The sequence below is a fragment of the Daeguia caeni genome (assembly GCF_042653845.1).
In the GTDB taxonomy this organism is placed as follows: Bacteria; Pseudomonadota; Alphaproteobacteria; order Rhizobiales; family Rhizobiaceae; genus Brucella; species Brucella caeni.
In genome coordinates this window covers 118,629-140,449 of sequence record NZ_JBHSEL010000053.1, presented here as the reverse complement: position 1 = coordinate 140,449, position 21,821 = coordinate 118,629, and the positions used below count along the sequence as shown (strand labels likewise).

The window sequence follows — 21,821 nt, the reverse complement described above, 5'->3', positions numbered from 1 at the left end:
CCATTTTCGTTGCGGTTCATGTATCACAGACAGCCGTGCGCGCAAGGGCCTAGAATGACTTTCACGAAGTTGAGAAGGCAGAATTGCAGTCAAAACAAATGATTGCATTGCTGCTCGCAGATTGCCTTTTGGTTGTATCTGAATTGCGCTATCCTCCATGCAGGCAATGCTGCGGGCCAGCAGCAGATTACGCAGTCAGGCGGGGGAATGACGCGCGTATTGAAAGGGAACGAAACCGGCGAGGCAAATGAGCGCGCACTCCTTGCGGGTGCTGCCGAGGTGGCTTTTCGCGCCAGGACGCCGGAGAGGGAGCAGGCTTTCGCGGATGGCTCTGACAGCCTGCCATTACAGCCCTCCGATGCTGGCGCGAAGCATCCTTCATTTTTTGAAACATGCAGGTTTTATGGCGCGCGGCAGTTCCAGTTGTTGCAGGGGGCAATTGCGACGGAAACCGCGCGCGGCACGGCTTTTCTGTTCCTGCCGGTTTTCATGGGAATGGGGGCGGTTATCTATTTCACCTTGCCATTCGAGCCAAACTGGACACCGCTTGTTGCCCTGACATGTCTGACTGTATTGCTGCGCTATGGTGTGCGGCATCATTTTGTTGCGGCCAGTCTCACCAATCTGGCGCTGGCCATACTGGTCGGGCTTCTTGCCGCAAAATGCGAGACAGAGCGGCGCGCCACGCAAATTCTGGGTTCTGATGTCACGACTTACCTGACAGCACGGGTTGTGATGCTTGAACAGCAGGATAAGGACAGTTTTCGCATCACGCTGGATGTCCTTGACACTGCGAGACCCCAATTGCGCCATGCACCGCAGCGCGTACGGGTGACAGCGCACGATATTCCCGCTGCAACATCTGTCGGAAGCGGACTTCAGGGTTTTGTGCGCCTGCGCATGCCATCCGGCCCGGTTCGTCCGGGCAATTATGATTTTGCCTTCAACAGCTATTTCACGGGTATTGGTGCCAATGGTTTTTTTCTGGGTACGCCCAGACTGGTCAACGTACCTCCGGCAGAGGGAATCCATGGGCAGGCAAGCAGCTGGATCGCTGCCCTGCGCGTACGGATATCGGAGCGGGTTGAGACCACACTTGCCGGGGAGGATGGCAGTGTTGCGGCAGCGTTGATTACGGGAATCCGCGCCGGGATCAGTGACAAGACCAATGAGGATCTGCGCAAGGCAGGTCTGGCGCATATCCTGTCCATATCGGGGCTTCATCTGGCGCTGGCGGCGGGAGTGGTCATGGTATCCCTGCGCTCGCTCTTTGCGCTGTTTCCCGGTTTCAGTCTGCGCTATCCGGTGAAAAAGATCGCAGCCTTTCTGTCGCTGTTGAGCTGCACGTTCTATCTTGCTCTGTCGGGCGCGGATATCGCCGCACAGCGCAGCTATATCATGATCGTCGTCATGCTGCTTGCCGTACTTTCCGACCGGCGCGCCATGAGCATGCGCAATATTGCCATTGCAGCCATGCTGACCATCGCCATCACGCCGCATGAAGTGCTGGGGCCGAGTTTCCAGATGTCATTTGCAGCCACCGCCGCGCTGATTGCAGCCTATGCGTGGTGGCTGAAAAGACATGCCGGTAATGAGCAGCCTGCGCCAGTGGGGATTCCCGGCGCAAGCCCGTTTGCCAGCATGATTGCAAGACCGGTGTTCTTTACCGCCGCAACATCAATTGTCGCCGGAGCTGCCAGCGGTGTTTTTGCCGCCTATCACTTCAACAATACCGCTCCGTTAGGACTCGTCGGCAATGTTCTGTCGCTGCCTGCCATATCCCTGATCATCATGCCATTTGGCGTGCTGGGGCTGTTGTTGATGCCTGTTGAGCTCGACTGGTTGCCATTGCAGATCATGGGGTTCGGCGTCTGGCTGGTGCGTGCGATTGCAGAAAATGTGGCTGCATGGGCGCCGGATGGCAATCCAGGCGCCATGCCTGTGCCCACACTTCTCAGCTGGGCATTGGCGATCATCCTGCTCGTTACGCTCACGACGTGGTTAAGGCTTCTGGCTGTACCACTCATGGTCATCGGTCTTGTTGTCTTCATCCGCGCGCCAATGCCCGACATTCTCGTCTCGGAAGATGCAAAGCTTGTGGCCGTGCGGCTTTCCAATGGCGATATGGCGCTTAATCAGACGCGTCCGTCCAGGTTCACGAAAGATAATTGGGGCAAAGCCTATCTCGTCCGTGCCTTCCTGCCGCCCCGCCAAAGCAGCAGTGGCGCGGTAGCATCTATCACGGACGATAGTTTTCTCTGTGAGGAAGGGCTATGCGCAATCAGCCTGCGCGATGGGCGGATGCTGACCTATACGAACCGGCCGGCCATGGAGGAGGCTGCCTGCAATATTGGTGATATTGTCGTTCTGGCAATTCCCGGAAAATCCTTGCGCTGCAAAGATCCGGACAAGCTGACCATCACACGCCAGCAGCTTGCTCTGGCCGGTGCACTGGAAATCTGGCTGGAGGACAGGCACTGGCCGGACGGGGCACCAGCCGCTCGTGCCATGACAGTCTTGGCTGCTGAAAACGATGATGGTGGGGTAGAAGCGGAAATGAAATGGCCGGAAAGGCAAGACGGGCTTCCTGTTTCCAGGGCCATGCTGACCGAAGACTGGTCGCAACCGGCAAGTCTGATGGCGGGGGACCATGGCATCGTGCTGCGCTTTGCCATAGGCGTGCCAGTGCGGCCATGGCATGAGCACAGACTCCATTCACGCGCAGCACGCGGATTGCCTGATAGTTATCAGCAGCAGAAACGTCTGGCACAAGAATAATCCGACAGGGGCAATGGAAGATGAGAATGACTAGGCAGGCCTGTTTGCAATAACAGAAAGAGGGTTGATAATCTGATTCAGGAAAACAGATTATTTTGTTGATTTATAATAGTTTTGTTTTCATGCATGTTGACGGTCGGCACGCGACATCAAGCAGCAAATCTGTCCATTTCAAATCTGTCCATTTGAAGCGCCACATGCGGAAGCGCGATCTGGCGCATTTCGACAGTGTATCATAAGGGGGCACCTTGACGAGGGCGCATTAATAGCGGCGTATCAACCCCACCAGCTTGCCCTGTACGCGTACGCGGTCAGGGCCAAAGATCCGGGTTTCATAGGCCGGATTGGCTGCTTCAAGCGCGATGGAGTCGCCCTTGCGCCGGAAGCGTTTCAGGGTTGCTTCTTCATCATCGACCAGAGCCACCACGATTTCACCCGGCGTTGCGCTGTCGCTGCGCTTGATGATGACCGTGTCGCCATCAAAAATGCCGGCCTCGATCATCGAGTCGCCCTTGACTTCAAGTGCATAATGCTCACCGGGGCCGATCATTTCCGGTGGCAGGTTCAGCATGTGGGTCTGATTCTGGATGGCCGAGATTGGTACGCCGGCTGCAATGCGGCCCATGACAGGCACGGAAACCGTGCGGGTCGAGTCATTATTGGCCGAGATGGGAATTGCATTGTTCGGCAGTGGTGTCTTGCCGAGACTGCCTTCGATCACGCTTGGCGCGAACTTCTTCTTCGCATTGAGCCCAGGGGCGATGGAATCAGGCAGGCGGACAACTTCCAGCGCGCGTGCCCGGTTGGGAAGCCTACGGATGAAGCCGCGTTCTTCCAGCGCCGTGATCAGACGATGGATGCCGGATTTCGAGGCAAGGTCAAGCGCTTCCTTCATTTCATCGAAGGATGGCGGAATGCCCGTTTCTTTCAGTCGCTCGTGTATAAACAGCAAAAGCTCGTGCTGTTTGCGGGTTAACATGCGAACGGCCCTCCGACAGAATCGAGAAAAACAAAACCAGAACGAACACTATATGTTCCAGTCTTGTTCTGCAATGGTTTTAAAAAGATTAAAGCCTGTTCCGCTTTTCAAAAGACCGAAACGTCATGTTTGTCGGGCATCTGCCGGGTGGGTTTACGATTTGGCAGTAAAAACAGAACGATAGGTGCTGATTTTCCGCTCTTTATCATAAGGGAACGATCTCGCAGTCATCGCCGGCCCTGGCGGCTGGTGCATTTTCGCGCCTGATCAGAATGGCGTCGCTCCTTGCCAGAGCTGTCAACATGGAAGAATCCTGCACCGGAAAAGGCGTAGCGACAAGCCGTCCTGTTGCATCTGATTCCAGCTTGACGCGGACGAAATCCCGGCGTTCGCCATTGGTTGGCATGTCGACACCGAGGATGGCTGGCTGCGGTGTGACGGTCTGTTTCAGGCCTGTGAGTGTCGCAATGAGCGGGCGCAGGAAGACGAGGCTGCAGATGAAGCTTGAAACCGGATTGCCGGGCAGTCCTAGAAAATGCACCACTCGGCCGCTAATGGTTTTTCGTCCATACATGAGCGGCTTGCCGGGGCGCATGGCGATTTTCCAGAAGCCGATCTCGACCTGATTTGCCTTGAGGGCGGCGGCAACATAATCATGGTCTCCGACAGAAGCGCCGCCAGAGGTGACAATAATGTCGGATCCGCGTGCAATCGCCGCGTCAATCGCGGTGGTGATCATGTCGAGATTATCATGCAGAATGCCCTGGTCATCAGCAATGCCGCCGGCGCTGCGGACGATCGCGCCGATGGCATAATTATTTGATGCAATGATCTGATCCGGGCCGGGAGGCGTGCCGGGAAGCACGAGTTCATTGCCGGTTGCAAGGATGGCGATGCGCGGCCTTTTCGCCACCGTCACGGTGGCATTGCCGCTTGCAGCAGTCAGGGCAAGGTGACGCGCATCAAGTCTTGTTCCCGTTTCGACCAGCATCTCGCCCATGGTAAAATCAAGTCCGGCACGACGGATATGGCGGCCCTTGCTGACACCATCAAGAATCGTAACCTGATTGCCGGTACGCGCGGTGTTTTCCTGTATGACAACCGTATCCGCGCCATCAGGCAAGGGGGCGCCTGTGAAAATGCGCACGGCCTGTCCGGGGTGAAGCGTGCCAGTAAAATGCATGCCCGCAGCCGATTCGCCAATGATTTCAGCCGTAAAAGGGTAGGTGACCGGCTCTGGCGCAATCAGCGCATAGCCATCCATGGCCGAGCAGTCGAAAGGCGGCTGATTCAGTCTGGCGATGACAGGTTCTGCCAGAATCCGGTTGCCAGCCTCGGCAATCGGCACGGTTTCTGTACCGGTTGGCATGACGGAGGACAGGATGCGCTCAAGCGCTTCATCGACGGACAGCATGGACATGTGCGCCTCTGTTACGGCAGGTGAAATCAGATTTTCCAGTCGCCCGATTTGCCACCGGATTTTTCAACCACACGAATTCCCGTGATTTCCATGTGTTTGTCGGCTGCCTTGGCCATGTCATAGATTGTCAGACATGTGACGGAAACGGCCGTGAGTGCCTCCATCTCCACACCTGTGCGGCCCTTGAGTTTGGCGATGGCACGAACATGGAGCCCCGGCAGATCATGATCCGGGGTGATGTCGACGGCAACCTTGCTCAGCATCAGCGGGTGGCAAAGCGGAATGAGATCAGCCGTTTTCTTGGCTGCCATGATGCCTGCAATGCGCGCTGTTGCGATGACGTCACCCTTGGCCGCATTGCCCTCCAGAATGAGGGCAAGCGTTTCCGGTTTCATTTTCACCGCGCCTTCGGCAATGGCGATGCGATCCGTTTCGTCCTTGTTGCCGACATCGACCATATTGGCCGCGCCAGACTGGTCGATATGTGTGAGCCTGGATACCATGGTCAGGCCTTGCCGGTCAGTAGTTCATGCGTGGCGACCGCCACATCGGCCTTGCGCATCAGGCTTTCGCCGATCAGGAATGTACCAATACCGGCTTTTTCCAGCCGCAGGCAGTCATCATGGGTAAAAATGCCGCTTTCACCGACGAGCAAACGGTCTGACGGCACCATCTTTGCGAGTCGTTCGGAAACAGCGAGATCGACTTCAAAGGTGCGCAGATTGCGGTTATTGACGCCCACCAGTTTCGATGACAGTTTCAACGCGCGTTCCATCTCGGCTTCGTCATGCACTTCGATAAGCGCGTCCATGCCAAGTTCAAAGGCGGTTTCCTCAAGCGCCCTGGCAAGGTCATCATCCACACTGGACAGGATGATCAGGATGCAATCGGCACCCCAGCTGCGTGCTTCATAAACCTGATAGGTGTCGAACAGGAAATCCTTGCGCAGGGCAGGCAGGTTGCAGGCAGCGCGTGCCTGGGTCAGGAATTCTGGTGCGCCCTGAAAGGATGGTGTGTCGGTGAGTACGGAAAGGCAGGCAGCCCCGCCAAGTTCATAGGCCTTTGCCAGTGCTGGCGGGTTGAAATCGGGCCGGATCAGCCCCTTGGACGGGCTTGCCTTCTTGATTTCGGCAATCAGCGCAAACTGTCCGGCAGCGCGCTTTGCTTCCAGCGCCTGTTTGAAGCCACGTGTCCTGTCCTGATCAACAAGGCGCGCCTTCAGTTCATCAAGCGGCAGCTTTGCCTTGGCAGCGGCAATTTCCTCGCGCTTATAGGCTTCAATCTTGCGGAGAATGTCGGTGGACAATGCTTGTTCCTCGATCAGGCAGACATGCCGTTGGAAACGGCAATCAGTTTCTGCAATACGGTCAATGCCGCGCCAGTATCAATTGATTGTGCAGCAAGCTCAATGCCCTGTCTTATATCTTGAGCCTTGTCGGCAATGACAAGTGCTGCACCTGCATTGAGGAGTACGATATCACGATAGGCGTTTTTCGCGCCATCCAGCACGGCGCGCAGTGCAACGGCATTTTCAGCCGCATCGCCACCTTTGAGCGCCTGCGGCTCGACACGGGCAAGTCCGACTTCTTCCGGCGTGATTTCAAACAGGCGAACCTTGCCATTTTCGAGCGCGGCAATTTTCGTCGCCCCGGTGGTGGTCATTTCATCAAGACCGTCGCCATGCACAACCCATGCGGCAACCGAGCCAAGATCCTTCAGCACATGGGCGACAGGCTCGACCCATTCCGGCGAATAGACACCAACCAGCTGACGCTTGACGCTGGCCGGATTGGAGAGGGGGCCCAGAAGATTGAAGATCGTGCGTGTGCCGAGCTCAACACGCGACGGGCCGACATGGCGCATGGCCGAATGGTGCATGGGAGCAAACATGAAACCAAGGCCGGTTTCGCTGATGCAGCGGCTGATGGTTTCGGCATCGGCTTCAATATTGATGCCCAGGGCGGCCAGCGTGTCGGCCGCGCCGGAACGAGAGGAGAGCGCGCGATTGCCATGCTTGGCCACCGGAACGCCAGCGCCTGCAACTACCATGGCGGCACAGGTCGACACATTATAGGAGCCGGACTGGTCGCCGCCGGTGCCGACAATATCGATGGCATTTTCAGGGGCGTTGACCGGCAGCATGCGCGAGCGCATGGAGGCAACCGCCCCGACAATTTCCGGCACGGTCTCGCCACGCACGCGCAGCGCCATCAGAAAACCGCCAATCTGCGATGGCGTGGCCTGACCGGACATCATGATGTCGAAAGCAGCCTCGGCATCCTCACGCGACAGCGGCACGCCAGAAGCTGCCTTGGCGATATATGGTTTCATATCTGCCATTTGCTTATCCCCTCGATCAGAATGCCAGGACGCGGTTGAGAAGATCCTGGTTGACCCTGACCGGATATTGTTTCTGCAATTCACCAACAAGCTGTTCCAGAACATCATCGGAAACAGCACGGGCAAGATAGTTCCGCTGTGCCTCAGGAATGGAGTCTGCGCCCGCACCAGCCGGTTCGGTCACGGACGTCACTTTGAACAGGATCTGCGCATTGCCCGCCGGGGCCGGGGCTATGCCGACGAGACCATCGGGACCACGGAAAATCTGCGCTGCCGCCGCTGATCCGATGCTGGCATCATTGGTTGCGCGCGTCACACCCATCCTGGTCTGCTTTTCAAGTCCCAGTTCGCTGGCAAGTGCATCAAGCGTTGTGCCACCATCAACGCGTTTCTTCAGCTCCTCCATGCGTGCTGTCAGGCGACGGGCAGCTTCTTCTTCCTTCCAGGCAGCAATGACCTTGTCCGTGACCTCATCAAGCGTGCGATCATGCGCCGGGGTGATGTCATCGACCTGATACCAGAGATAGCCATTGTTGCCGAGCGTCAGCGCATCATTGTCAAAGCCCTGATCAGCCTGAAACACGGCTGGCAGCAGCGCCTGTGTATTGGGAAGATCAACAGGCTTGCCGGAAGGATCATTGCCTTCCGCATCAACCGCTTCAATGGTCACGGTCTTCAGATTGAGCTTCCTTGCCGTATCGGCCATGGAATTGCCTTCCGAACGATCCTGCTCATAGGCGTCATGCACGCCGGAAAGGTCATTGAGTGCCTGATTGGTTGCAAGCGTGTTGCGGATTTCATCCGAGACGTCTGCAAGTGTCTTGGTATGACCTGGTTCGATGGCGGTAACGCGCAACAGAACCGGACCAAAGGCACCCTCGACAACATCGCTGACACCGTTCAGTGGCAGGGCAAAGGCCGCTTCGGCAATGGCGCTGTCCGGCAAGGCGCTCTTTTCAAAAGTACCAAGCTTCAGATCATCACCCGTCTTGCCCTGTTCCTTGCCGATATCCTCAAAGCCTGTTCCAGCCTTGATCCTGTCGAGTGCGGCCTTGGCTGAAGCCATGTCGGTAAAATTGATCTGCTCGATCGTGCGCTTTTCAGGCGTGCCGTAGCGATCCTTGTTCTTGTCGTAATAGGCCTGAATTTCTTCCTGCGTGATCGCAGCCGGATCGGCAATGTCGGATGGCTCAAGCTTCACATAGGTGAATTTGCGGTATTCCGGCGCCTTGTACTCGTCCTTGTGCTCGTCAAAATAGGTCTTCAATACATCATCGGACGGATTGGGGATGGCGTCCGGCTTTTCGACCGGAACCGTCAGGAAATCGACATTGCGGCTTTCACCCTGGTAAAGGGCAAGGGCCTTGAGCATGGTTGCTGGCATTTTCAGGCCATCGGTCGCAGCTTCCACAATCTGCTGGCGGCGTGCCACCTTGGCGCGGTTTTCCAGATAATCGTCGGGGCGGATTCCTGCCTGACGCAGAACAACATTGAACAGCTGGCGGTTGAAACGTCCGCTGGCGTCATGAAAGGCCGGATCTTCCGCGGTCAGCCGGGCAATGCCATCCTTGGACAGGCCAAGCTGCATGTTGCGTGCCTGTTCATCCAGTACGACACCGGCCGCAAGCTCGCTCAAGACCTGATTGTCGAGCCCTATCGCTTTTGCCTGTTCGCGCGTCAGGCGTTGACGGAACTGCTGTGACAGGCGGCTCAACTGCTGTTCGTAGGCAAAGCGGAAATCATCCGGGCTGACTTCTGATCCACCTGCGATCAGGATAGCATTGCCATTGATTCCGCCACGGAAGACATCTGCAATGCCCCAAACGGTGAAACTCAGAATGAGTATGCCAAGCAGGATCTTGGCTATCCAGGATTGGGCGGCTGAGCGCAGGCTTTCAAGCATAGCAAACCCTTTGAAACTGATGTGTCGCCCGGCATCATCCGGGCACTCCTTGCCTTGGGGATAACCTTAAGCAAGCCGGATATGCAAGCGTCTGATTCAATAATGCTCCGTAGAACAATTGCATTGCGGCACGAATATGCTTAGTCAGAGCAAAAAATCGATGCAGAAAATCTGTGGCATCGTGAAAGCGTTACGCCAAGGCGAGGGAGAATGACATGACCCCAGGAATCCGACCATTTGTGGCTGGCAACTGGAAAATGAATGGAACGGGTGAGTCTCTGACAGAATTGCGCGCGATTGCCGCCGGTCTCAGCTCGGATCTCGGCCGTAAGCTTGATGCGGCGATCTGTGTGCCGGCAACGCTGCTCTCTCGTGCGGCTGAAACGCTGGAAGGCGAAACGCTTGGTCTTGGCGGGCAGGATTGCCATGCAAAGGTGTCTGGTGCCCATACGGGTGATATTTCAGCGGAAATGCTGAAGGAAGCCGGCGCAACCTATGTCATTGTCGGTCATTCCGAACGCCGCACCGATCATCACGAGACCAATGAGATGGTCAATGCCAAGACAAGGGCTGCCTGGGCTGCCGGTCTTGTCGCCATTGTCTGCGTGGGTGAAACGGCGGATGAACGCAAGGCGGAAAAGACGCTGGATGTGATTGGCGCGCAGCTTGCCGGCTCTCTGCCGGATGATGTGGACGCCAGCAACACGATCATTGCCTATGAGCCGGTTTGGGCAATTGGCACGGGACTGACACCAACCGTGCAGGATGTGCGGGCAGTGCATGCCTTCATGCGTGAACAGCTCATTGAACGCTATGGCGCCAAGGGCGCGCATCTGCGTCTTCTCTATGGTGGTTCGGTCAAGCCATCCAATGCCGGCGAACTGCTTGGCGTTGCCGATGTGGATGGCGCGCTGGTCGGCGGGGCAAGCTTGAAAGCGGCCGATTTCCTCGCCATATGTGAGACCTATCGCAATCTCTGAGCGAATTACCTTGGCGCAAATCGGGGGGGCGGGGCTTGGATTATGCGGCGATAGCGTGTAAAGAGCGGCAACAAGATTGTTATGTTGCAGCCTCGCTTCATCGCCGGTCAGGCAAAGGTAGCTGGCAGTACAAAGATATAAAGAACTGTAACCTATGCAGACAGTAGTCATTGTCATTCATCTGTTGATCGTGCTGGCTCTCGTTGGCGTCGTGCTCATTCAGCGCTCGGAAGGCGGTGGTTTGGGAATTGGCGGCGGTTCGGGCTTCATGACCGCGCGCGGCGCAGCCAATGCCTTGACGCGCACCACGGCCATTCTGGCGCTTGGCTTTTTCATCACCTCGCTGACGCTTGGCATCATGGCGCGTTATGGTGAACGTCCGACGGATATTCTGGATCGTATTCCTGAAGCAGTGGGGGGACAGTCTGCGCCTGCAAGTGGCGGTGGCATTCTTGACCAGCTTGGCGGGCCGGGCAGCAACAGCGCGCCGGCAACGCAAGAATCAGCACCTGCACCGGCAGAACAGCCAAGTGACATTCCGGCAGCGCCAAGTGAACCTGCAAGCCAGGTGCCAAGCGCACAGTAAGCAGGCCCATTTTGGACATGGAAAACCGGCTCGTGAGGGCCGGTTTTTATTTTATTAACAAAATGGGAGCAAACTGTTGCAGCTACGCAATAGTGCGGTCGAATCGTTCGGCGGATGTTGAGGCCGAATTGAGAAGGCCGCCGAATTGCGTTATGGACAGGCAAAACGTCAGTTGACGCAAAAGAGCGACCGAACCGTCACTGCATTTCAGGCTTTTGGAATATGACCATGTTTTCACGCCAAATCCTCATTGCTGGCATTGCCAGTTTGTGTCTGGGAGGGGCAGCATTTTCCGCACCAGTCAATGCGGATGCGCAGGCAGCTGCGTCTGCCTCCAATGTCAACAAGGTCAACCTGACCACGGATGCGAAAGCAAAGCCTGGCAAGGCAAAGAAGAAGAACACTGCCAAGGCTGCAGCAAAAACGGTCAGTCTGAACAAGTACAATATCGATCCGAAATACCGCGCCCAGGAAGTTGCGTTTTCTGGTTACAAGCCAGGCACGATCGTGATCGATCCGAAACAGCGTTTCCTCTATTTCGTTGAAACGCCAACCACCGCGCGTCGTTACGGCATTGCCGTCGGCAAACAGGGACTTGAATTCAAGGGCAAGGCAACGATCAACGCCAAGCGCGAATGGCCGCGCTGGATTCCGACCAAGGAAATGATCGAACGCGATCCGGCCCGGTATGGCAAATACAAGAACGGCATGGATGGTGGTCCGGGCAATCCGCTTGGCTCGCGCGCCATGTATCTGTTCCAGGGCAACAAGGATACCTATGTCCGTATTCACGGCACGATCCAGCCATGGACGATCGGCAGCTCGGCCTCCAATGGCTGCTTCCGTATGACCAATGAAGATGTGATGGATCTGTTTGATCGGGTCAGCATTGGTACGGAAGTGATCGTTCTTTAATCTGCTCTGAAATCGGTGCAATGGCCGGACATTGTCCGGCCATTTCTGTTGCCGGCTCCCATGATGAGAAGCCTGTGGATTTTGGGCTTCGGCATAGAAAAGATGGGCAGTGATTGGTAAGAGATCACCAGAGCTGTCCGGAGAGAATTCTCCGGTTTTTCTTTGTTCAACGCCGATTCTTGCTGCTGATCGTGTCAAATTCGCTAGGCATTGTGAAAAAGTTGCAGGCGAGTGCATTTTTTTGTGGCGGAATCAATCAGGACAGTCTAACGAGGTAAGCCCATGGCGCGATATGTTTTCATCACAGGCGGCGTGGTTTCCTCCCTCGGAAAAGGCATTGCCGCAGCAGCACTGGCTGCACTCCTCCAGGCACGCGGCTACCGCGTGCGTATCCGTAAACTCGACCCTTATCTGAACGTCGATCCCGGCACGATGTCGCCTTACCAGCATGGTGAGGTGTTCGTCACTGACGATGGTGCCGAAACCGACCTTGATCTCGGTCACTATGAGCGATTCACCGGCCGTCCTGCCAACAAGCAGGACAATATCACTACCGGTCGCATTTACCGTAACATCATCGAGAAGGAACGCCGCGGCGATTATCTCGGTGCGACGGTTCAGGTCATTCCGCATGTGACCGATGAGATCAAGAGTTTCATTCTTGAAGGTAATGAGGATTTTGATTTCGTCCTGTGCGAAATCGGCGGCACGGTTGGCGATATTGAAGCCATGCCGTTCCTGGAGGCGATTCGTCAGCTGGGCAATGAGCTGCCGCGTGGTGCGGCTGTCTATATCCATCTGACCCTGATGCCTTATATTCCGGCGGCAGGTGAACTGAAGACCAAGCCGACGCAGCATTCGGTCAAGGAACTGCGTTCGATCGGCATTGCACCGGATATCCTCCTGGTGCGCGCAGACCGCGAAATTCCGGACTCGGAACGCCGCAAGCTGTCGCTGTTCTGCAATGTGCGTGAAAGTGCGGTCATTCAGGCGCTTGATGTGGCCACCATCTATGATGTGCCGATGGCCTATCACAAGGAAGGGCTTGATTCGGAAGTTCTGGCCGCATTCGGCATTGATCCGGCACCAAAGCCACGCATGGATCGCTGGGAAGAAGTTTCCAGCCGTCTGCACAATCCGGAAGGCGAGGTCACCATCGCCATTGTTGGCAAATATACCGGTCTGAAGGATGCCTACAAGTCGCTGATCGAGGCGCTGCATCATGGGGGCCTTGCCAACAAGGTGAAGGTCAATCTCGACTGGATCGAGTCGGAAGTCTTCGAACATGAGGATCCGGCACCTTATCTAGAAAAGGTTCACGGTATTCTCGTGCCGGGTGGCTTTGGCGAGCGCGGTTCGGAAGGCAAGATTCTGGCGGCGAAATTTGCGCGTGAACGCAAGGTGCCATATTTCGGCATCTGCTTTGGCATGCAGATGGCCTGTATCGAGGCTGCGCGCAATCTGGTCGGCATCAAGAATGCCTCCTCGACCGAATTCGGTCCGACCGATGAACCGGTTGTTGGCCTGATGACGGAATGGCTGCGTGGCAACATGCTGGAAAAGCGTGCCGAAGCCGGCGATCTCGGCGGTACGATGCGTCTTGGTGCTTATGAAGCGGCACTCAAGCCAGGCTCCAAGATTGCGCAGATATATGGTGCGACCGAAATTTCGGAACGTCACCGCCACCGCTATGAAGTCAATATTGACTACAAGGATCGCCTTGAAGCAGCCGGCCTGCAATTTGCCGGCATGTCGCCCGATGGCGTTCTGCCGGAAACGGTGGAATATCCTGACCATCCATGGTTCATCGGTGTGCAGTACCACCCGGAACTGAAGTCGCGTCCGTTTGAACCGCATCCGCTGTTTGCCTCCTTCATCGAGGCGGCAATCGAGCAGAGCCGTTTGGTATGACGCATGAAGAATGATCTCGCGCGCAATGCCCGTGCGGTTGACCATCTGGTGCTTCCAGTGGCGCAACTGGCTGAGGCGCGCGCGAGACTGACCCGGCTGGGTTTTACGGTTGCGCCCGATGCGCAACATCCTTTCGGCACTGCCAATGCGTGCAGTTTTTTTGCCGATGATACCTATCTCGAAATGCTGGCTGTGGATCGCCCGGCGCTTTATCAGGCGGCAAATGTGCGCTCAAACAGCTTTACGCTGCGCGATCAGGCCTATCGTTTCCGTAATGGCGCGGATGGTTTTTCCGGCATTGCCTTCAAGACCGCGGATTCACGCGCCGACCATGCCGAATTCAAGCGCAGGGGCATTTCCGGCGGACAGATGGTCGAGTTCTCGCGTGCCTTTGTCAATGCCGAAGGCAAGCGCGAAAAGGCAAGCTTCCGGCTGGCCTTTGCCGCGGATCTGCGTGCACCAGATGCCTTTTTCTTCACCTGCCAGCGTCTGGCCTATCCGAAGACGGATCGCTCGCATCTGACCGTGCATGCCAATGGCGTTGTGGGCTTGCGCAGCATTCTCATGTGCGAGACGGAGCCTGGGGATTTTGCGGCGCTGTTGCAGGGCCTCTTTCATGCTGCGATGACAAAGGGCAATGACGGAACACTGGAATTCCGGCTCAGCAATTGCAATATAGAGGCAATCCCGGCAAGGCTGTTTGCGAGCCGCTTCGGTGGCCATGTGCCAGACCTGCATGGACGCGGCCTGCGGCTTGCCGGATTGATATTCAACACTGCTTCGCTTGCCGTGCTGGAGCAGCTTCTTGATCGCAACGGTGTCGCTTTTGAACGGAAGGACGGCCGTATTCTGGTGCCGGCAGCCTCAGGGCAGGGCACGCTGTTCCTATTTGAAGGTGTCAATCAATGACCGCGCAAACGACTGTCAAAGCTGGCAATGTGACTTTCTCCAACAGCGCGCCTTTCGCGCTGATTGCAGGCCCGTGCCAGATGGAAACGCGTCAGCATGCCTTCGACATGGCTGGTCGTTTGAAAGAAATCACCGACAGGCTCGGCATTGGCCTTGTCTACAAGTCAAGCTTTGACAAGGCCAACCGCACCTCGCTCAAGGCGCAGCGCGGTATCGGGCTTGAAAAGGCGCTGGACGTTTTTGCCGACCTGAAAAAGGAATTCGGCTTTCCGGTGCTGACCGATATTCACACCGAGGAGCAATGTGCCATCGTGGCGCCGGTCGTGGATGTGTTGCAGATTCCGGCCTTTCTGTGCCGCCAGACCGATCTTCTGGTTGCCGCGGCCAGGACCGAACGTGTGATCAATGTGAAGAAGGGCCAGTTTCTTGCTCCCTGGGACATGAAGAATGTTCTGGCCAAGATCACAGAAAGTGGTAATCCGAATGTGCTGGCAACCGAGCGCGGCGTCTCATTCGGTTATAATACGCTGGTCTCCGACATGCGCTCACTGCCAATCATGGCTGGCTTTGGTGCGCCGGTGATTTTTGATGCGACTCATTCGGTACAGCAGCCGGGCGGGCAGGGGACATCTTCCGGCGGTCAGCGTGAATTCGTCGAGACACTGGCACGTGCTGCCGTGGCTGTCGGGGTTGCGGGGGTCTTCATCGAGACCCATCAGGATCCTGACAATGCCCCTTCTGACGGGCCGAACATGGTGCCGATCGATAAAATGGAAGGGCTTCTGGCAAAATTGATGGCTTTTGACCGCATTGCCAAGGGGCTTTAAAAATTTAAGTAAGAATTTCATGAGGCGAGGGATTTTCCTTCGCCTTTTCGTTCTGTAAGGAACTTTTGCAAAGGATTTCTGCAAAGCGCCCGTCTGTTGACATGGCGATCTCTAGAGAAGGACTGGTTCCTATGACTGCAATCATCGACATCCTCGGCCGCGAGATTCTCGACAGCCGTGGCAACCCGACCGTCGAAGTTGACGTGATTTTGGAAGATGGCTCGTTCGGCCGTGCGGCTGTGCCTTCAGGCGCATCGACAGGCGCACATGAAGCCATTGAGCTGCGTGACGGTGGCAGCCGTTATCTCGGCAAGGGGGTTGAAAAAGCCGTTGCAGCGGTCAATGGCAAGATCTTTGATGCCATTGCCGGTCTTGAGGCTGAAAACCAGCTGCTGATCGACCAGACGCTGATCGAACTCGATGGCACGCCGAACAAGGGCAATCTCGGTGCCAACGCCATTCTCGGCGTTTCGCTGGCCGTAGCCAAGGCTGCAGCACAGGCAACCGGCCTGCCGCTTTATCGCTATGTCGGCGGTGCCAATGCCCACGTCCTGCCGGTGCCGATGATGAACATCATCAATGGCGGCGCACATGCGGACAATCCGATCGATTTCCAGGAATTCATGATCCTGCCGATTGGTGCCTCGTCGGTGCGTGAAGCCGTGCGCTATGGTGCGGAAGTTTTCCATACGCTGAAGAAGCGCCTGAAAGATGCTGGCCACAACACCAATGTTGGCGATGAAGGCGGCTTTGCGCCGAACCTGAAAAGCGCACAGGCGGCACTTGATTTCATCATGGAATCGATTGTTCAGGCTGGTTTCAAGCCGGGTGAAGACATTGCGCTTGGCCTTGACTGCGCTTCGACCGAATTCTTCAAGGACGGTAATTACGTCTATGAAGGCGAGCGCAAGATCCGTGATCCAAAGGCTCAGGCAAAATATCTGGCCAAGCTGGTGAACGATTATCCGATTGTCACCATCGAGGACGGCATGGCCGAGGATGACTGGGAAGGCTGGAAATATCTGACCGACCTGATCGGCAAGAAGTGTCAGCTCGTTGGCGACGATCTGTTCGTTACCAATTCGGCACGCCTGCGGGATGGTATCCGCATGGGCGTTGCCAATTCGATCCTGGTCAAGGTCAACCAGATCGGCTCGCTGTCGGAAACGCTTGATGCGGTCGAAACCGCACACAAGGCTGGCTATACGGCTGTCATGTCGCACCGTTCGGGCGAAACCGAAGATGCAACCATTGCCGATCTTGCCGTTGCAACCAATTGCGGTCAGATCAAGACCGGTTCGCTGGCCCGTTCCGACCGTATGGCGAAGTACAACCAGCTGATCCGTATTGAAGAAGAACTGGGCAAACAGGCGCGCTATGCAGGCCGCAGCGCTCTGAAATTCCTCTGAGACGGCTCATGATCTCTTGCAGCGGCGCCCTTCGGGGCGCCGTTTTTATTTCGCATCCATCCATATAAGCCCAAGGGGCGTCCATTTGGTGGAAATGGTGCAGAAATGCGAGAGTAGTCAAGGCAATCTGCCTAGGGCAATTCCGTTTCACGGAAACGCTGATTGCTCCACCCTGTTGTTTGTCTGCAGTCGCGGGTAGAAACCGGTACCCACTTTTCCTGGAACTGCTTTGGGTTCGGTGACTTGACGCAAGGCTGCGGATATTTCGGGTGTGACGTGGCTCATCCGTTCGACAGGGCCATCCTGTTTGATTGACCTGTCGAAAAAGACCTGAAAAGGTCTCGCAAGACTTCGCTTTCTCTGCGCCATCCCGACGGTTCACGTCATTTCAGCCAAGGCTTCCATGTTGCGTGACAGCCGGCCGCATGTGGCTGAAGAAGGCGAAAGTTTCGCGCAGTGTCTCGCATGGTAAATCTCTGTTAAGCAAAATGATGCTTCATGGTGCAATTCGGTTTGGTGATCAGGAAACCGGATTCGCCGGATCTGAATTCCCGAAAGGAAGCGGACATGTGGACCAAGCAGAAGCGTAAATCGATCCGTGGCTATTTCATCATGCCTTTGCTCACGGCGGCGTTTCTCAGCTATTTTGGCTATCACGCCTATCATGGCGAATTTGGTCTTTATGCCCGTATGCAGCTTGAAGAGCAGAAGGCCGAGCTCATCCGGCAGCTTGCCGATATTGAGGCCGAACGCAAGGCGCTGGACGCGCGTGTCGCGCTTTTGCGCGACGGCTCGATCGAAAAAGACATGCTTGACGAACAGGCTCGTCGGGCGCTTAATCTCTCCCATACAGACGAATTGACGATCATTGTTCCGCGTGGCGGGCGGTCGAATTAACCGAAATCTGGTTAATAGTGTTTTTGTCTTGTTATTATAAGGCCTTGGCAGAGTGTCAGCTTTGCTTTAGGTGTAATTGTATCATGATTAAGGCCTGTGTAACCTGACATCATAAATATAAATAGGGAGCGTTATATGGCACCGAGAGCAAAAAAGGCGTCTGCCAGCAAAGCGCAGACTTCGCCTGTGCAGACTGTCAAGGCACCTGCGCCAGCCAGTTTTGACAAGTCTCAGGAACTGAGCGCTTACCGTGAAATGCTTCTGATTCGCCGTTTTGAAGAAAAGGCCGGTCAGCTTTACGGTATGGGATTTATCGGTGGTTTCTGTCACCTTTATATCGGTCAGGAGGCTGTCGTTGTCGGCATGCAGATGGCCCTGAAGGAAGGTGACCAGATCATCACCTCCTATCGTGATCACGGACATATGCTGGCAACCGGCATGGAGGCGCGCGGTGTCATGGCCGAGCTGACCGGCCGTCGTGGAGGCTACTCCAAGGGCAAGGGTGGCTCGATGCATATGTTCTCGAAAGAGAAGGGCTTTTACGGCGGCCATGGTATTGTCGGTGCGCAGGTTCCGCTTGGAACGGGTCTGGCCTTTGCCAACAAATATCGCGGCAATGATCATGTTGCCGTCATCTATTTCGGTGATGGCGCGGCCAATCAGGGGCAGGTCTATGAGAGCTTCAACATGGCCTCGCTGTGGAAGCTTCCTGCAATTTATGTGATTGAAAACAACCGCTATGCGATGGGCACGTCCGTCAGCCGTTCTTCGGCCGAGACGGATTTTTCCAAGCGCGGTATTTCGTTCAATATTCCAGGCATTCAGGTTGATGGCATGGATGTTCGCGCCGTGAAGGCTGCAGGCGACTATGCGATTGAATGGGCGCGTTCCGGCAAGGGGCCGCTTATTCTGGAAATGCTGACCTATCGCTATCGTGGTCATTCCATGTCGGATCCGGCGAAATATCGCACCAAGGAAGAAGTGCAGAAAATGCGCTCCGAACATGATCCGATTGAACAGGTCAAGCAGCGCCTGATCGAAAAGGGCTGGGCAAGCGAAGACGAACTGAAGGAGATCGACCGGCAGGTACGTGAAATCGTCGCTGATGCTGCCGAGTTTGCTCAAAATGATCCAGAGCCGGATGTATCCGAGCTCTATACGGATGTTCTGCTCTAGGTTCGAGGAAGGTTTGTCATGTCTGTAGAAATTCTCATGCCCGCCCTTTCCCCGACGATGGAAGAGGGCAAACTGTCCAAATGGCTGAAAAATGAAGGCGACAAGATCGTTGCCGGTGATGTCATTGCTGAAATCGAAACCGACAAGGCAACGATGGAAGTCGAGGCGGTCGATGAAGGCACGCTCGGCAAGATTCTCGTTGCGGCTGGCACGGAAGGCGTGAAAGTGAATACGCCGATTGCCATCCTGCTGGCCGAGGGGGAGACGGCTGCTGATGTTGCTGTCCCTGCCGCCAAGACGGAAGCGCCGAAGGATGTGGCTGTTGAAGCGTCGGCTGCTGTTTCCACTCCAGCAAGTGTACCGGCACAGCCGAAGGTGGAAGTTGCCTCTGATCCGGATATTCCGGCTGGTACAGAAATGGTATCGATGACGGTGCGTGAGGCGCTGCGCGATGCGATGGCGGAAGAAATGCGCCGTGATGACGATGTCTTTATCATGGGCGAAGAGGTTGCCCAGTATCAGGGGGCCTATAAGGTCACGCAGGGTCTGCTTGATGAATTCGGCTCGCGTCGTGTGGTCGATACGCCGATCACCGAGCATGGTTTTGCCGGTGTTGGCGTGGGTGCGGCCATGGCTGGTCTGAAGCCGATCGTTGAATTCATGACCTTCAACTTCGCCATGCAGGCGATTGACCAGATCGTCAATTCGGCGGCCAAGACGCTTTATATGTCGGGCGGCCAGATGGGCGCGCCGATTGTCTTCCGCGGACCTTCCGGTGCGGCTGCCCGTGTCGCAGCGCAGCATTCGCAGTGCTATGCGGCCTGGTACAGCCATATTCCGGGCTTGAAAGTCGTCATGCCTTACACGGCGGCTGACGCCAAGGGCCTGCTCAAGGCTGCGATTCGCGATCCAAATCCGGTGATCTTTCTCGAAAACGAAATTCTCTATGGCCAGCATTTTGATGTGCCGAAGCTTGATGATTTTGTGCTGCCGATCGGCAAGGCGCGCATCCACAAGCAGGGCACGGATGCAACCATTGTTTCCTTCGGTATTGGCATGACCTATGCGGTCAAGGCAGCCGAAGAACTGGCGGCCATCGGTATTGATGTTGAAATCATCGACCTGCGCACGCTGCGTCCGATGGATATTCCGACGGTTGTGGAGTCGGTGAAGAAGACCGGCCGTTTGGTCACGGTCGAGGAAGGATTCCCGCAGTCATCCGTTGGTACGGAAATTGCCACCCGCGTCATGCAGCAGGCCTTTGACTATCTCGATGCGCCGATCCTGACCATTGCCGGCAAGGACGTGCCAATGCCTTATGCTGCAAATCTTGAAAAGCTTGCCTTGCCAAGCGTTGCCGAAGTGGTGGAAGCAGTCAAGGCCGTAACTTACACTGCCTGAGGAGGGACTGGATATGTCGATCAATATTACCATGCCAGCGCTCTCCCCAACGATGGAAGAGGGCAAGCTGGCGAAATGGCTGGTCAAGGAAGGTGACAGGATCCAACCTGGCGACGTGATTGCTGAAATCGAAACCGACAAGGCGACGATGGAAGTGGAAGCCGTTGACGAGGGAACGATCGCCAGGATCGTCGTCCCGGCCGGTACGGAAGGCGTCAAGGTCAATGCGGTGATTGCCATTGTTGCAGCCGATGGCGAGGATGTTGCTTCTGCAGCTGCGGCGTCTGCGCCGAAGACAGAAGCCAAGGCCGAGCCTGCCAAGGTGGAAACGTCGAAGGTTGAAGCCGCCAAGCCGGAAACCAAACCGGTTGAGACACAGGCCCCTGCGGCACCGGTGGCAGCTCCGGTTGCGAGAGGAGAGCGTGTGTTTGCCTCACCATTGGCACGTCGTCTTGCCCGGGAAGCTGGCATTGACATTGCAGCCCTCACCGGAACCGGCCCACATGGTCGTGTTGTCCAGCGTGATGTGGAAGCAGCCATCAAATCGGGCGTGGCCAAGCCTGTTGCTGCCGCTGCATCTGCGGGCGCATCCGCTCCGGCTGCGACAGTTCCGACCGGCATGGCTGATGAAACCATTCTCAAGCTGTTTGAGGAAGGTTCCTATGAAATCGTTCCGCATGACAATATGCGCAAGACGATTGCTCGCCGTCTGATGGAATCAAAGCTGACGGTTCCGCATTTCTATCTGACGATTGATTGTGAACTGGATGCGCTTCTGGCACTGCGTGCTGAAATCAATGCGAAAGCACCAAAGATCAGGACGGATGCTGGTGAAGTTCCGGCTTACAAGCTGTCTGTCAATGATATGATCATCAAGGCAACCGCACTTGCATTGCGCGATGTACCGGATGCCAATGTGTCGTGGACTGAGGGCGGCATGATCAAGCACAAACGCTCGGATGTCGGCGTGGCCGTGTCCATTCCGGGCGGTCTGATTACGCCAATCGTGCGTCATGCCGAAACCAAGACCCTGTCTGTCATTTCCAATGAAATGAAGGATCTGGCCAAGCGTGCGCGTGAGCGCAAGCTGAAGCCGGAAGAATATCAGGGTGGTTCGACCTCTGTCTCCAACCTTGGCATGTTCGGTGTGAAAGACTTTGCCGCGATCATCAATCCGCCGCATGCAACGATCTTTGCAATCGGTGCCGGTGAGGAACGTGTTGTGGTCAGAAAGGGCGAGATGAAGGTGGCGAATGTCATGTCCGTCACCCTGTCAACCGACCACCGTGCCGTTGATGGTGCGCTTGCAGCGGAACTTGCACAGGCCTTCAAGCGCTATATTGAAAACCCGCTTGGTATGCTGGTCTGATCAATCATCAGCAAAGGCGTC

The 21,821-nt window shown here is 56.0% G+C and carries 18 protein-coding genes; 12 read left to right on the top strand and 6 right to left on the bottom strand.

The window, feature by feature from the left end:
* Positions 1 to 207 precede the first annotated feature (207 nt).
* Positions 208 to 2,778, top strand: a complete 2,571-nt coding sequence (locus ACFO1V_RS08580) for a ComEC/Rec2 family competence protein (protein WP_374829412.1) — start codon at positions 208 to 210, stop codon at positions 2,776 to 2,778.
* Between the two features lie 262 nt (positions 2,779 to 3,040).
* Here ACFO1V_RS08580 and lexA read toward each other — a convergent pair whose 3' ends face one another.
* From lexA to ACFO1V_RS08550, 6 genes are all read right to left on the bottom strand, one after another.
* A complete protein-coding gene (gene lexA, locus ACFO1V_RS08575; RefSeq protein ID WP_374829414.1) occupies positions 3,041 to 3,757 on the bottom strand; it encodes a transcriptional repressor LexA in 717 nt (238 codons plus the stop codon).
* Positions 3,758 to 3,962: 205 nt separating this feature from the next.
* Complete coding sequence (locus tag ACFO1V_RS08570) at positions 3,963 to 5,177, bottom strand: molybdopterin molybdotransferase MoeA (RefSeq protein WP_374829416.1); 1,215 nt, start codon at positions 5,175 to 5,177, stop codon at positions 3,963 to 3,965.
* A gap of 26 nt (positions 5,178 to 5,203) precedes the next feature.
* Positions 5,204 to 5,680 (bottom strand): cyclic pyranopterin monophosphate synthase MoaC, encoded by a 477-nt coding sequence (gene moaC / locus ACFO1V_RS08565; protein ID WP_374829418.1) that lies wholly within the window; start codon positions 5,678 to 5,680, stop codon positions 5,204 to 5,206.
* 2 nt (positions 5,681 to 5,682) lie between these two features.
* Positions 5,683 to 6,483 (bottom strand): indole-3-glycerol phosphate synthase TrpC, encoded by an 801-nt coding sequence (gene trpC, locus ACFO1V_RS08560; protein ID WP_374829420.1) that lies wholly within the window; start codon positions 6,481 to 6,483, stop codon positions 5,683 to 5,685.
* A gap of 14 nt (positions 6,484 to 6,497) precedes the next feature.
* Positions 6,498 to 7,517, bottom strand: a complete 1,020-nt coding sequence (gene trpD / locus ACFO1V_RS08555; protein WP_374829422.1) for an anthranilate phosphoribosyltransferase — start codon at positions 7,515 to 7,517, stop codon at positions 6,498 to 6,500.
* A gap of 16 nt (positions 7,518 to 7,533) precedes the next feature.
* Positions 7,534 to 9,420: a peptidyl-prolyl cis-trans isomerase gene (locus tag ACFO1V_RS08550; RefSeq protein WP_374829424.1), complete on the bottom strand. Its 1,887-nt coding sequence runs from the start codon at positions 9,418 to 9,420 to the stop codon at positions 7,534 to 7,536.
* Positions 9,421 to 9,635: 215 nt separating this feature from the next.
* Between ACFO1V_RS08550 and tpiA the strand changes: the two genes are divergently transcribed.
* The 11 genes from tpiA to ACFO1V_RS08495 all read left to right on the top strand — a co-directional run bounded on the left by tpiA (position 9,636) and on the right by ACFO1V_RS08495 (position 21,800).
* Entirely contained in the window at positions 9,636 to 10,400 is a 765-nt protein-coding gene (gene tpiA / locus ACFO1V_RS08545) for a triose-phosphate isomerase (protein ID WP_374829426.1), read from the top strand.
* A gap of 154 nt (positions 10,401 to 10,554) precedes the next feature.
* Positions 10,555 to 10,986: a preprotein translocase subunit SecG gene (gene secG, locus ACFO1V_RS08540; protein WP_374829428.1), complete on the top strand. Its 432-nt coding sequence runs from the start codon at positions 10,555 to 10,557 to the stop codon at positions 10,984 to 10,986.
* Between the two features lie 228 nt (positions 10,987 to 11,214).
* Positions 11,215 to 11,901, top strand: a complete 687-nt coding sequence (locus ACFO1V_RS08535; protein ID WP_374829430.1) for a L,D-transpeptidase — start codon at positions 11,215 to 11,217, stop codon at positions 11,899 to 11,901.
* Positions 11,902 to 12,183: 282 nt separating this feature from the next.
* The gene (locus ACFO1V_RS08530) at positions 12,184 to 13,812 is read left to right on the top strand and encodes a CTP synthase (RefSeq protein ID WP_374829432.1); all 1,629 of its coding nucleotides are present in this window, start codon (positions 12,184 to 12,186) and stop codon (positions 13,810 to 13,812) included.
* A gap of 3 nt (positions 13,813 to 13,815) precedes the next feature.
* Positions 13,816 to 14,721 (top strand): VOC family protein, encoded by a 906-nt coding sequence (locus ACFO1V_RS08525; RefSeq protein ID WP_374829434.1) that lies wholly within the window; start codon positions 13,816 to 13,818, stop codon positions 14,719 to 14,721.
* The gene (gene kdsA, locus ACFO1V_RS08520; protein ID WP_374829436.1) at positions 14,718 to 15,548 is read left to right on the top strand and encodes a 3-deoxy-8-phosphooctulonate synthase; all 831 of its coding nucleotides are present in this window, start codon (positions 14,718 to 14,720) and stop codon (positions 15,546 to 15,548) included. The genes ACFO1V_RS08525 and kdsA overlap by 4 nt, the downstream gene beginning before the upstream one ends.
* Positions 15,549 to 15,679: 131 nt before the next feature.
* Positions 15,680 to 16,957 carry a phosphopyruvate hydratase gene (gene eno / locus ACFO1V_RS08515; RefSeq protein ID WP_374829438.1) on the top strand — a complete coding sequence of 426 codons (1,278 nt, stop codon included), beginning with the start codon at positions 15,680 to 15,682 and terminating at the stop codon, positions 16,955 to 16,957.
* Positions 16,958 to 17,524: 567 nt separating this feature from the next.
* The gene (locus ACFO1V_RS08510) at positions 17,525 to 17,854 is read left to right on the top strand and encodes an FtsB family cell division protein (RefSeq protein WP_374829440.1); all 330 of its coding nucleotides are present in this window, start codon (positions 17,525 to 17,527) and stop codon (positions 17,852 to 17,854) included.
* 135 nt (positions 17,855 to 17,989) lie between these two features.
* Complete coding sequence (gene pdhA / locus ACFO1V_RS08505; protein ID WP_374829442.1) at positions 17,990 to 19,030, top strand: pyruvate dehydrogenase (acetyl-transferring) E1 component subunit alpha; 1,041 nt, start codon at positions 17,990 to 17,992, stop codon at positions 19,028 to 19,030.
* Between the two features lie 18 nt (positions 19,031 to 19,048).
* Positions 19,049 to 20,431, top strand: coding sequence for a pyruvate dehydrogenase complex E1 component subunit beta (locus ACFO1V_RS08500; protein WP_374829444.1), 1,383 nt, complete (start codon positions 19,049 to 19,051; stop codon positions 20,429 to 20,431).
* A gap of 13 nt (positions 20,432 to 20,444) precedes the next feature.
* The gene (locus tag ACFO1V_RS08495; RefSeq protein ID WP_380075073.1) at positions 20,445 to 21,800 is read left to right on the top strand and encodes a pyruvate dehydrogenase complex dihydrolipoamide acetyltransferase; all 1,356 of its coding nucleotides are present in this window, start codon (positions 20,445 to 20,447) and stop codon (positions 21,798 to 21,800) included.
* Positions 21,801 to 21,821: the final 21 nt, after the last annotated feature.

Excerpts from the sequence above, each read along its gene's own strand:
- ACFO1V_RS08580 (WP_374829412.1), top strand. The coding sequence starts at position 208 with ATGACGCGCGTATTGAAAGGGAACGAAACCGGCGAGGCAAATGAGCGC.
- lexA (WP_374829414.1), bottom strand. The coding sequence starts at position 3,757 with ATGTTAACCCGCAAACAGCACGAGCTTTTGCTGTTTATACACGAGCGA.
- ACFO1V_RS08570 (WP_374829416.1), bottom strand. The coding sequence starts at position 5,177 with ATGTCCATGCTGTCCGTCGATGAAGCGCTTGAGCGCATCCTGTCCTCC.
- moaC (WP_374829418.1), bottom strand. The coding sequence starts at position 5,680 with ATGGTATCCAGGCTCACACATATCGACCAGTCTGGCGCGGCCAATATG.
- trpD (WP_374829422.1), bottom strand. The coding sequence starts at position 7,517 with ATGGCAGATATGAAACCATATATCGCCAAGGCAGCTTCTGGCGTGCCG.
- ACFO1V_RS08550 (WP_374829424.1), bottom strand. The coding sequence starts at position 9,420 with ATGCTTGAAAGCCTGCGCTCAGCCGCCCAATCCTGGATAGCCAAGATC.
- tpiA (WP_374829426.1), top strand. The coding sequence starts at position 9,636 with ATGACCCCAGGAATCCGACCATTTGTGGCTGGCAACTGGAAAATGAAT.
- secG (WP_374829428.1), top strand. The coding sequence starts at position 10,555 with ATGCAGACAGTAGTCATTGTCATTCATCTGTTGATCGTGCTGGCTCTC.
- ACFO1V_RS08535 (WP_374829430.1), top strand. The coding sequence starts at position 11,215 with ATGTTTTCACGCCAAATCCTCATTGCTGGCATTGCCAGTTTGTGTCTG.
- ACFO1V_RS08530 (WP_374829432.1), top strand. The coding sequence starts at position 12,184 with ATGGCGCGATATGTTTTCATCACAGGCGGCGTGGTTTCCTCCCTCGGA.
- ACFO1V_RS08525 (WP_374829434.1), top strand. The coding sequence starts at position 13,816 with ATGAAGAATGATCTCGCGCGCAATGCCCGTGCGGTTGACCATCTGGTG.
- kdsA (WP_374829436.1), top strand. The coding sequence starts at position 14,718 with ATGACCGCGCAAACGACTGTCAAAGCTGGCAATGTGACTTTCTCCAAC.
- eno (WP_374829438.1), top strand. The coding sequence starts at position 15,680 with ATGACTGCAATCATCGACATCCTCGGCCGCGAGATTCTCGACAGCCGT.
- ACFO1V_RS08510 (WP_374829440.1), top strand. The coding sequence starts at position 17,525 with ATGTGGACCAAGCAGAAGCGTAAATCGATCCGTGGCTATTTCATCATG.
- pdhA (WP_374829442.1), top strand. The coding sequence starts at position 17,990 with ATGGCACCGAGAGCAAAAAAGGCGTCTGCCAGCAAAGCGCAGACTTCG.
- ACFO1V_RS08500 (WP_374829444.1), top strand. The coding sequence starts at position 19,049 with ATGTCTGTAGAAATTCTCATGCCCGCCCTTTCCCCGACGATGGAAGAG.
- ACFO1V_RS08495 (WP_380075073.1), top strand. The coding sequence starts at position 20,445 with ATGTCGATCAATATTACCATGCCAGCGCTCTCCCCAACGATGGAAGAG.